The sequence below is a fragment of the Actinomadura roseirufa genome, from assembly GCF_900659635.1.
In the GTDB taxonomy this organism is placed as follows: Bacteria; Actinomycetota; Actinomycetes; order Streptosporangiales; family Streptosporangiaceae; genus Spirillospora; species Spirillospora roseirufa.
Genome location: NZ_CAACVB010000318.1, coordinates 1 through 7,769 on the forward strand (window position 1 = coordinate 1; position 7,769 = coordinate 7,769).

General features: G+C 76.0%; 8 protein-coding genes. 3 read left to right on the forward strand and 5 right to left on the reverse strand.

The genetic code is table 11. From position 1 onward, the window contains the following. Positions 1-185: 185 nt before the first annotated feature. From E1291_RS36410 to E1291_RS36430, 5 genes are all read right to left on the reverse strand, one after another. Positions 186-1,568, reverse strand: coding sequence for an FAD-binding oxidoreductase (locus tag E1291_RS36410; RefSeq protein WP_131742602.1), 1,383 nt, complete (start codon positions 1,566-1,568; stop codon positions 186-188). Positions 1,569-1,616: 48 nt separating this feature from the next. Next, on the reverse strand, positions 1,617-2,198 hold the full coding sequence (locus E1291_RS36415) for a Clp protease N-terminal domain-containing protein (protein WP_131742603.1): 582 nt from the start codon (positions 2,196-2,198) through the stop codon (positions 1,617-1,619). A gap of 3 nt (positions 2,199-2,201) precedes the next feature. Further along, entirely contained in the window at positions 2,202-2,435 is a 234-nt protein-coding gene (locus tag E1291_RS36420) for an RNA polymerase subunit sigma-70 (RefSeq protein WP_131742604.1), read from the reverse strand. 71 nt (positions 2,436-2,506) lie between these two features. Further along, positions 2,507-3,538 (reverse strand): CNNM domain-containing protein, encoded by a 1,032-nt coding sequence (locus E1291_RS36425; RefSeq protein ID WP_131742605.1) that lies wholly within the window; start codon positions 3,536-3,538, stop codon positions 2,507-2,509. Further along, positions 3,535-4,881, reverse strand: a complete 1,347-nt coding sequence (locus tag E1291_RS36430; RefSeq protein WP_131742606.1) for a hemolysin family protein — start codon at positions 4,879-4,881, stop codon at positions 3,535-3,537. Before E1291_RS36430 ends, E1291_RS36425 begins: the two co-directional genes overlap by 4 nt. 159 nt (positions 4,882-5,040) lie before the next feature. Here E1291_RS36430 and E1291_RS36435 point away from each other — a divergent pair, with 159 nt between their 5' ends. The 3 genes from E1291_RS36435 (at position 5,041) to E1291_RS45485 (ending at position 7,749) form a co-directional block, all read left to right on the forward strand. Then, on the forward strand, positions 5,041-5,466 hold the full coding sequence (locus E1291_RS36435) for a DUF4440 domain-containing protein (RefSeq protein ID WP_131742607.1): 426 nt from the start codon (positions 5,041-5,043) through the stop codon (positions 5,464-5,466). Between the two features lie 103 nt (positions 5,467-5,569). After that, entirely contained in the window at positions 5,570-6,529 is a 960-nt protein-coding gene (locus E1291_RS36440) for an MBL fold metallo-hydrolase (protein ID WP_131742608.1), read from the forward strand. 23 nt (positions 6,530-6,552) lie between these two features. Next, entirely contained in the window at positions 6,553-7,749 is a 1,197-nt protein-coding gene (locus E1291_RS45485; RefSeq protein ID WP_131742609.1) for an FAD-dependent monooxygenase, read from the forward strand. Positions 7,750-7,769 lie beyond the last annotated feature (20 nt).

Sequence of the window (7,769 nt, forward strand, 5' to 3'; positions counted from 1 at the left end):
CCGCCGTCCGGGCGGCCGCACCACGCACGGCCGCACCACGCGCGACCCCGCCCGCGCACCACTCCGGCGTGGGTCGTCTCCGAGTGCGCCCGGCGCTTCCCGGACGACCCCGCGCGCCGCTCGGCCTGCGCCGCGGCCCTCGCCGGCTACTTCGGCGGCTGAGGCGGGCCCGGGGCGGGCGACGCTCAGCCGGGCTCGCCGAGGATCTTGCCGGGGTTGAAGACGCCCGCCGGATCCAGGGCGTCCTTCACCGCGCGGTGCAGGGCGAGGACCGGCGGGGACATCTCCGCGCGCAGCCCGCGGCGCTTGACCAGCCCGACGCCGTGCTCGCCGGTGACGGTGCCGCCGAGGGCGACGGCATCGGCGACGATCCGGTCGAAGGCGCGCCCGGCCCGCCGCCGCGCGTCCGCGTCGTCCGGCGGGACGAGCAGGAGCGGGTGCAGATTGCCGTCGCCCGCGTGCGCGATGATGGCGATGGGGACGCCGTGCTCGTCGGAGGCGGCCTCGATCCGGGTCAGCATCTCCGCGACCCGGGCGCGCGGCACGCGAACGTCCTCGGTGAGGACGGGACCGAGGCGCTCCAGGGCCGGGTAGGCGAGCAGGCGGGCCGTGAACAGCGACTCGGCCTCGGGTTCGTCGGCGGAGCGGTCGCTCCAGGTCGCGCCCGCGTCCCGGAACAGCCGCACCATCGCGTCCGCCTCCTCCTCGCCCGCCGGGCCGGGCAGGTCGGTGCGGCCGAGCAGCAGCACGTTCGCGTCCGCCGACAGGCCCATGTCCCGCCAGGCGTCGACCGCGCGCAGGCAGTGCCGGTCGACCAGCTCCAGGGCGCTCGGGACGATCCCGGCGGCGGTGACGGCGGCGGCCGCCGCGCCCGCCGAGCCCAGGTCGTCGAAGTAGCCGACGATGGTGCGCTCGGGTGCGCGGGCGGAGCGGAGCCGGAGGGTGACCTCCGTGACGACCCCGAGCGTGCCCTCCGAGCCGACCATGAGCGCGCACAGGTCGTACCCGGCGACGCCCCTGGCGGTGCGGCGGCCGAGCCGGACGATCTCACCGCGTCCGACGACGGCCTCCACCGCCAGCACGTGGTCGCCCGTCGCCCCGTACTTGACGCAGCACACGCCGCCCGCGTTGGTGGCGACGTTCCCGCCGATCGTGGACCGGGACGAGCCGGCCGGGTCGGGCGGGAACCAGAGGCCGCGTTCGGCGCAGGCCATCCGCAGGGCGTCGTCGACGACCCCCGGCTGGACGACCGCCAGCCGCTCCACCGGGTCGATCTCCAGGATCTCGTCCATCTCCTCCAGCGACAGCAGCACGCAGCCGTCCAGGGCGTTGGCGCCGCCCGACAGGCCGGTGCCCGCCCCGCGCGGGACGAGCGGCGCGCCGTGCTCCGCGCAGGCGGCCACCACGGTCCGCACGTCCTCGGCCGACCCGGCGCGCACCAGCGCGACGGGCGTCCCGTGCGGCGCCCATCGCGCCCGGTCGTGCGCGTAGCCGGACATCACGTCCGGGTCGGTGACGAGCCGGCCGGCCGGGAGGCCGCCGCGCAGGGATCGCAGGAGTCCGCCCATCACCCCAAGTAATCACACGGGTCCCGGCGCCCGTGTCGGCGGGGGAGGTCAGGCCGCCTCGGCGGTGAGCAGCCGGGTGATCGTGGCGCGCAGCGCGCGGAGGTCGGCGCCCGCCTCGGCCGCCAGCCGGGCGGCCGCGGAGTGCTCGTCGTGCAGGACGCCCAGCAGGACGTGCCCGGTGGCGATGTGCCTCTGCTTGAGCCGCAGCGCGTGCCGCAGGCTCATCTCAAGGGACTTCTTGGCCCGCGGGTCGAACGGGATGTGCCCGTTCGCCCGGCGGCCCGGCCGCCCCTTCGGCCCGCGGCGCAGCCGCTCGGCCGGGACGTCGAGGGCGCCGGCGCCGAAGGTCCCCTCCGTCGCCTCGCGCACCGCGTCCAGGTCGATGCCGATCACGCGCAGGGCCTCGGGGTCGAGGAAGTCGCCCGCGGCGTGCCTGTGCCGGACGGCGCGCGCCCGCAGGTCGGCGAGGTCGAGGCCGGCCCCGCGCAGCGCGTGCGCGGTGGCGTCGTCGCCGTCCAGCAGCGCGAGCAGAAGGTGCTCGGGGCCGATGTGGTGGTCGTTCAGGGCCCGCGCCTGCTTCTGCGCGTCGTTGACGGCCGACCGGGCCCCGTCGGTGAAACGTTCGAACATCCCTTACCGCTCCCTCGTGCGCAGGCGCCGCCCGCCGCCGTGCTTCTTGTGGACGGCCTGCCTGCTCACGCCGAGGCAGACCGCGATCTCCTGCCAGGACCAGCCCTTCTCGCGGGCACCGGCCACCTGCAGCGCCTCCAGGCGCTCGGCCAGCTCGCGCAGCTCGCGCACCGCCCGCAGCCCGACGGCCGGGTCCCGGCTGCTCGCCTCCTGGGCGAGCGTCACTCCATCGCTCATGGTGTCAACGTAGGTTGACGCGAGCCGGATTGTCAACCACGGTTGACGCGTTCGTCCGTGGGGGAGCAGGGTCAGCCGACGGTGAGCAGCGTGGCGAGCAGGTCGTCCAGGCTGACGAGTCCGGTGACCCGGCCGTCCGGCGCCACGACGAGGCCGAGCCTGCTGTGCCGCGCGCGCAGCGCGGCGACGGCCTCGCCCACCGGGGTAGCGAGGGGCAGCGCCGGGACGGGGTGCGCCAGTTCCCCGGCGGGCGTCGGGCGGCCCCGGGCGCGGGCCAGGTAGGCGTCCCGCACGTGGACCATCCGGGGCCGGCCAACCGCGCCCGAGGAGGCCACCGAGCCGCGCAGCATGATCCGCGTGCGGCCGTCGCGGGCGGCGATGTCGATCACCTCCTGCGGGGTCGCGTCCGCCGCCGCCCACACGATGCGCTCGACCGGCACCACCAGCCCGGACAGCGGGGCGCGCGGCGCCTCCAGCGCCGCGGTGAGCAGCGTCAGGTCGCTCTGCTCGATCAGCCCGAGGCGCCGCGACTCCTCGGCGATGCTGCGCAGCTGCTCCGGTGTGCGCGACACCTCCCGCGCGTCGGCGGGGTGGATCCGCACGGCGCGCAGCATCAGGTTCGTGGCCGAGTTCAGTGCCGCGAGGACGGGGCGGACGAGCGCGGTGAACGCGCGGAAGGGCGGCGCCAGCACGGTCGCCGAGCGCTCCGGCTCGGCGATCGCCCACGACTTGGGCGCCATCTCGCCGACCACCATGTGCAGGAACGTCACCAGCGCGAGGGCCAGCACGAACGCGGCGGCGTGCGCGGCCCCGCCGGGCAGCCCGAGGGCGTGCAGCGGCGGCGCCAGGGTCTCGGCGAAGACCGGCTCGGAGACCAGGCCGAGCCCGAGCGAGCACATCGTGATGCCGAGCTGCGCTCCGGCGAGGGTCAGCGGCAGCTCGCCGATGCCCGCCACCGCGGCGGCCGCGGCCCGGCTCCCCCGCGCGGCGGACCGCTCCAGGCGCGGTCTCCGCGCGGCGACCAGCGCGAACTCGGTGGCGACGAAGAACCCGTTGCCCGCCAGCAGCGCGAGGGTGAGCAGGGAGCCCGGGCCGAGGTTCACCGCTCCGCCTCCCCGGGCTCCGCGGGTTCCACGGTGGCGCGCACCCGGATCAGCTCGGGTACGTGCCGGTGGACGGTCAGCACCTCCACGACCGCGGTCCGCGGCGGCTCGTCCAGCCGCGTCGGCGCCAGCTCGACGGTGACGACGTCCCCGGGGACCGCGATCCGGCCGAGCCGCCGCAGCAGCAGCCCGGCGACCGTCTCGTAGTCGCCCTCGGGCAGCGCGATGCCGGTCTCGTGGGCGACCTCGTCGACGCGCAGGCCCGCGTCGGTCGTCCACCACTCGCCGCTGCGGACCGCGAGGTCCTCCTCCGCGTCGTGCTCGTCGGTGATCTCCCCGACCAGCTCCTCGGCGACGTCCTCCCAGGTGATCAACCCGGCGAAGCCGCCGTACTCGTCCACCACGCAGGCCAGCGGCGTCCCGGCCGAGCGCAGCCGCTGCACCACCTCCGGAAGCGGCAGCGTCGAGGGCAGCAGCAGTGGCGGCGCGGCGAGCGCGCCGACGGGCGTGCGGGCCGCGTCCGGCGGGCTCAGCCGGATCAGCTCGGCCAGCCCGACGACCCCGACGACGTCGTCCACACCTTCCCCGACGACGGGGTAGCGGGAGTGGCCGCTCGCGATGATGATCTCGCTGAGCTCGTCCGCCCGCGCGGACGCCGGGACGGTGACGACGTCGACCCGGGGGACCATCACCTCCTCGGCGTCGCGGTCGGAGAACACCAGCGCCCGTTCGAGCAGGTCGGCGTGGCCTTCCGCGAGCTGCTCGCCGGACTCGCCGATGATGTGGCCGAGCTCCTCCAGCGTCGCGCCGTGGTGCAGCTCCTCCACCGGTTCGATGCCCACCGCGCGGACGAGCCGGTTCGCCGACGCGTCGAACAGCCGGATCAGCGGCGCCGCCGTCGCCATGTAGACGAGGGTCGAGGCGGCCAGCGCGCGCGCCAGGGACTCGGCTCGGGCCAATGCCAGGTTCTTGGGGAACAGCTCGCCCAGCACCATCTGCACGACGGTCGCGAGCGCGAACCCGAGTGCCACCGCCACCCCGCCGGACGCCCCCGCGGGCACGCCCGCGGCCCGCAGCGCCGGGGCGATCAGGTCGGCCAGCGCGGGCTTGGCGATGAACCCGACCACCAGCGCCGTCACGGTGATCCCGAGCTGGGCCCCCGACAGCATGAACGACAGCCGCTCCATCACCCGTACCGCGCGCGCCGCGCCCCGGTCGCCCTCGGCCGCGCGCTGCTCCAGCAGCGGGCGGTCGGCGGTGACGAACGCGAACTCCTGCGCGACGAAGTAGCCGGTCGCCGCGGTGAGCACCAGCACGGCGGCAAGCCCGGCGGCGGCATTCACCCGCGCCGCCCGGTGGCCGGCGGCGGCGTGCCCGCACCGCCTCGGCGGCCCTGCGGACCCCTCTCCCGGGACACGGGCCCCCCTTCCGCGCGATCCAGTCACGATCTTTCCTACCCTGATGGTCCCGGCCGCCACGCGGCCCCGTCCACCGGAGGAAGCATGACCGGCGACATCCCCGCCACCGAGGCGCTCGCCGAGCGGGAGGTCGACGACCACCACCGGCTCATCGAGGCATGGCTGCGCGGTGACGCCCCCCGCGACGCGTTCGCCGCGCTGGCCGCGCGGCACGCCCCGGGGTTCACGCTGCACGGCCCGGACGGCGACGCCGTCCCGCTCGGGCCCCTCATGGACGGCCTGGAGCGGGCGCACGGCACCGTGCCCGGCCTGACCATCGAGATCCGCGCCGTCCGGGTCGTGGAGGCCCGCGACGACCTCGTCGCCGCCGTCTACGAGGAGCACCACGACGCGCCGTCCGGCCGGACCGCGCGGCGCAGCACGGTGCTCCTCGTCCGGGACGCGGCGGCGCCGGGCGGGCTGCTGTGGAGGCACCTGCACGAGACCTGGATCGTCCCGCCCGCCGTGTAGTCCCGGTCCGGACGGTTATCGACCGGCTCGCGGTGGAATGAAAGCCTGGGCGTGACGGACGCGCCGCGGCGGGCGGCGCGGCCACGAGTGCGAGGGGGCACCGATGCCCAGACCGTTCGCGTCGTCCGCGGACCTCGGCGAGAAGACGCAGACGCTGGAGGTCCTGGCCGACGGGGTGTACGCGCTCACCGCCGAGGGCGACCCGAACGTGGGCGCCGTCGAGGGCGAGGACTTCCTCGTCTGCTTCGAGGCGCTCGCGACCCCGGCCGCCGCCCGCGACTGGCTGGCGGTCCTGCGCACCTACACCGACAAGCCGATCCGCTACCTCGTCCTGTCGCACTACCACGCGGTGCGGACGCTCGGGGCCAGCGCGTTCCACGCCCCCGTCATCGTCGCGCACGACCGCACCCGGGCGCTGATCGCCGAACGCGGCGCGCAGGACTGGGAGTCGGAGTACGGGCGGATGCCGCGGCTGTTCAAGGACCCGGCGGGCATCCCCGGCCTCACCTGGCCGGACGTCACCTTCTCCAGCACGCTCACCATCGACCTCGGCGGCGACCGCGGCGACCTCGACCTGGCGTACTGCGGGCGCGGCCACACCGAGGGCGACATCGTCGCGTGGCTGCCCCGGCACAGGATCCTGTTCGCCGGCGACCTCGTCGAGACCCAGGCGGCCCTGTACACCGGCGACGCCTTCCACCGCGACTGGGCGTCCGGCACCCTCGACCACATCGCCTCGTTCGGGGCCGAGACGCTCATCGGCGGCCGCGGCGCCGTCGCGCACGGACGCGACGCCGTCCGCGCCGCCGTCGCCCAGACCCGCGACTTCCTCGCCACGATGCTCCGCGAGGTGGACGGCGTCCGGACCGGCGGCGGCACCCTCAAGGACGCCTTCACCGCCGTGCACGCCGCCCTCGCCCCCGCCTACGGCGGCTGGCCGATCTTCGAGCACTGCCTGCCGTTCGACGTCTCCCGGCTGTGGGACGAGCTCCACGGCGTCGAGCGGCCCCACATCTGGACGGCCGAGCGCGACCGCGAGGTCTGGGCGCGGCTCCAGGACTGACCGGTCCCGGAGAAGGGAGGCCGATGGACCCCGTCGTCGTGGTCGGGGCGGGGCCGGTGGGGCTGACCGCCGCGCTGCTGCTCGCCCGCTGGGACGTGCCCGCGCTGGTCTTGGAGCGCCGCCCCGAGCCCGAGCGCACCGGATCCCGGTCGATCTGCCAGCAGCGCGACGTCCTGGACATCTGGGCCGCCGCCGGCGCGGACGCCATCGCCGCCGAGGGGCTCGCGTGGACGACGGCGCGCACCTACCTCCACGAACGGGAGCTGTTCTCGTGGCGGTTCGCCGACACCGGGACGCTGCCCGCCTGCGTGAACATCTCCCAGTCCCGCACCGAGGAGATCCTGACGGCGGCGGTGGCCCGCTCCCCGCTCGTGGAGATCCGGCGCGGCTGCGAGGTGACCGGCCTCGACCAGGACGAGTACGGCGTCACGCTGCGCTGCGCCGACGGCACGTCCGTCCGCACCGGGTACGTCATCGCCTGCACGGGCGGCCGCCCGGAGATCCGCGACGCGCTCGGGATCGGGCTTCCCGGGGAGAGCTTCGACGACCGGTTCCTCATCGTGGACCTCGCCGCGGACCTGCCCGGCTGGGAGCATGAGCGGCGCTTCCACTTCGACCCCCCGTGGAACCCGGGACGGCAGGTGCTCATCCACCCCTGCCCCGGCTCGCGGTACCGGATCGACTGGCAGGTCCCGCCCGGGTTCTCCCTCGACGGCGAGGGGAGCGGCGGCCTCGACCGGCGCATCCGGCAGGTCATCGGGACCCGGCCCTACGAGGTCGAGTGGGCGTCGGTCTACACCTTCCACGCCCGCGTCGCCGACCGGATGCGCGCGGGGCGGGTCCTGCTCGCGGGCGACTGCGCCCACCAGTACGCGCCGTTCGGCGCCCGCGGCCTGAACTCGGGCGTGCCCGACGCCGAGAACGCCGCCTGGAAGATCGCGTTCGTGGCGCGCGGCTGGGCGCCGCCCGCGCTGCTGGCGACCTACGGCACCGAGCGCCGCGCCGCGGCCCTGGAGAACCTCGCGGTGACCACGGCCACCATGCGCTTCCTCGTCCCGCGGACCGACCGCGACCGGGCGGCCCGCGCCCGGGCCCTGCGGCGGGCCGCGGCCGACCCCGAAGCCGCCGCCGCGATCGACTCCGGCCGGTTCGCCGAGCCCTTCTGGTACACCGCGTCGCCGCTGACGACGCCCGAGCCAGATCGGAAGAGCGTCGTGTAGGGAAAGAGTGTAGATCTCGG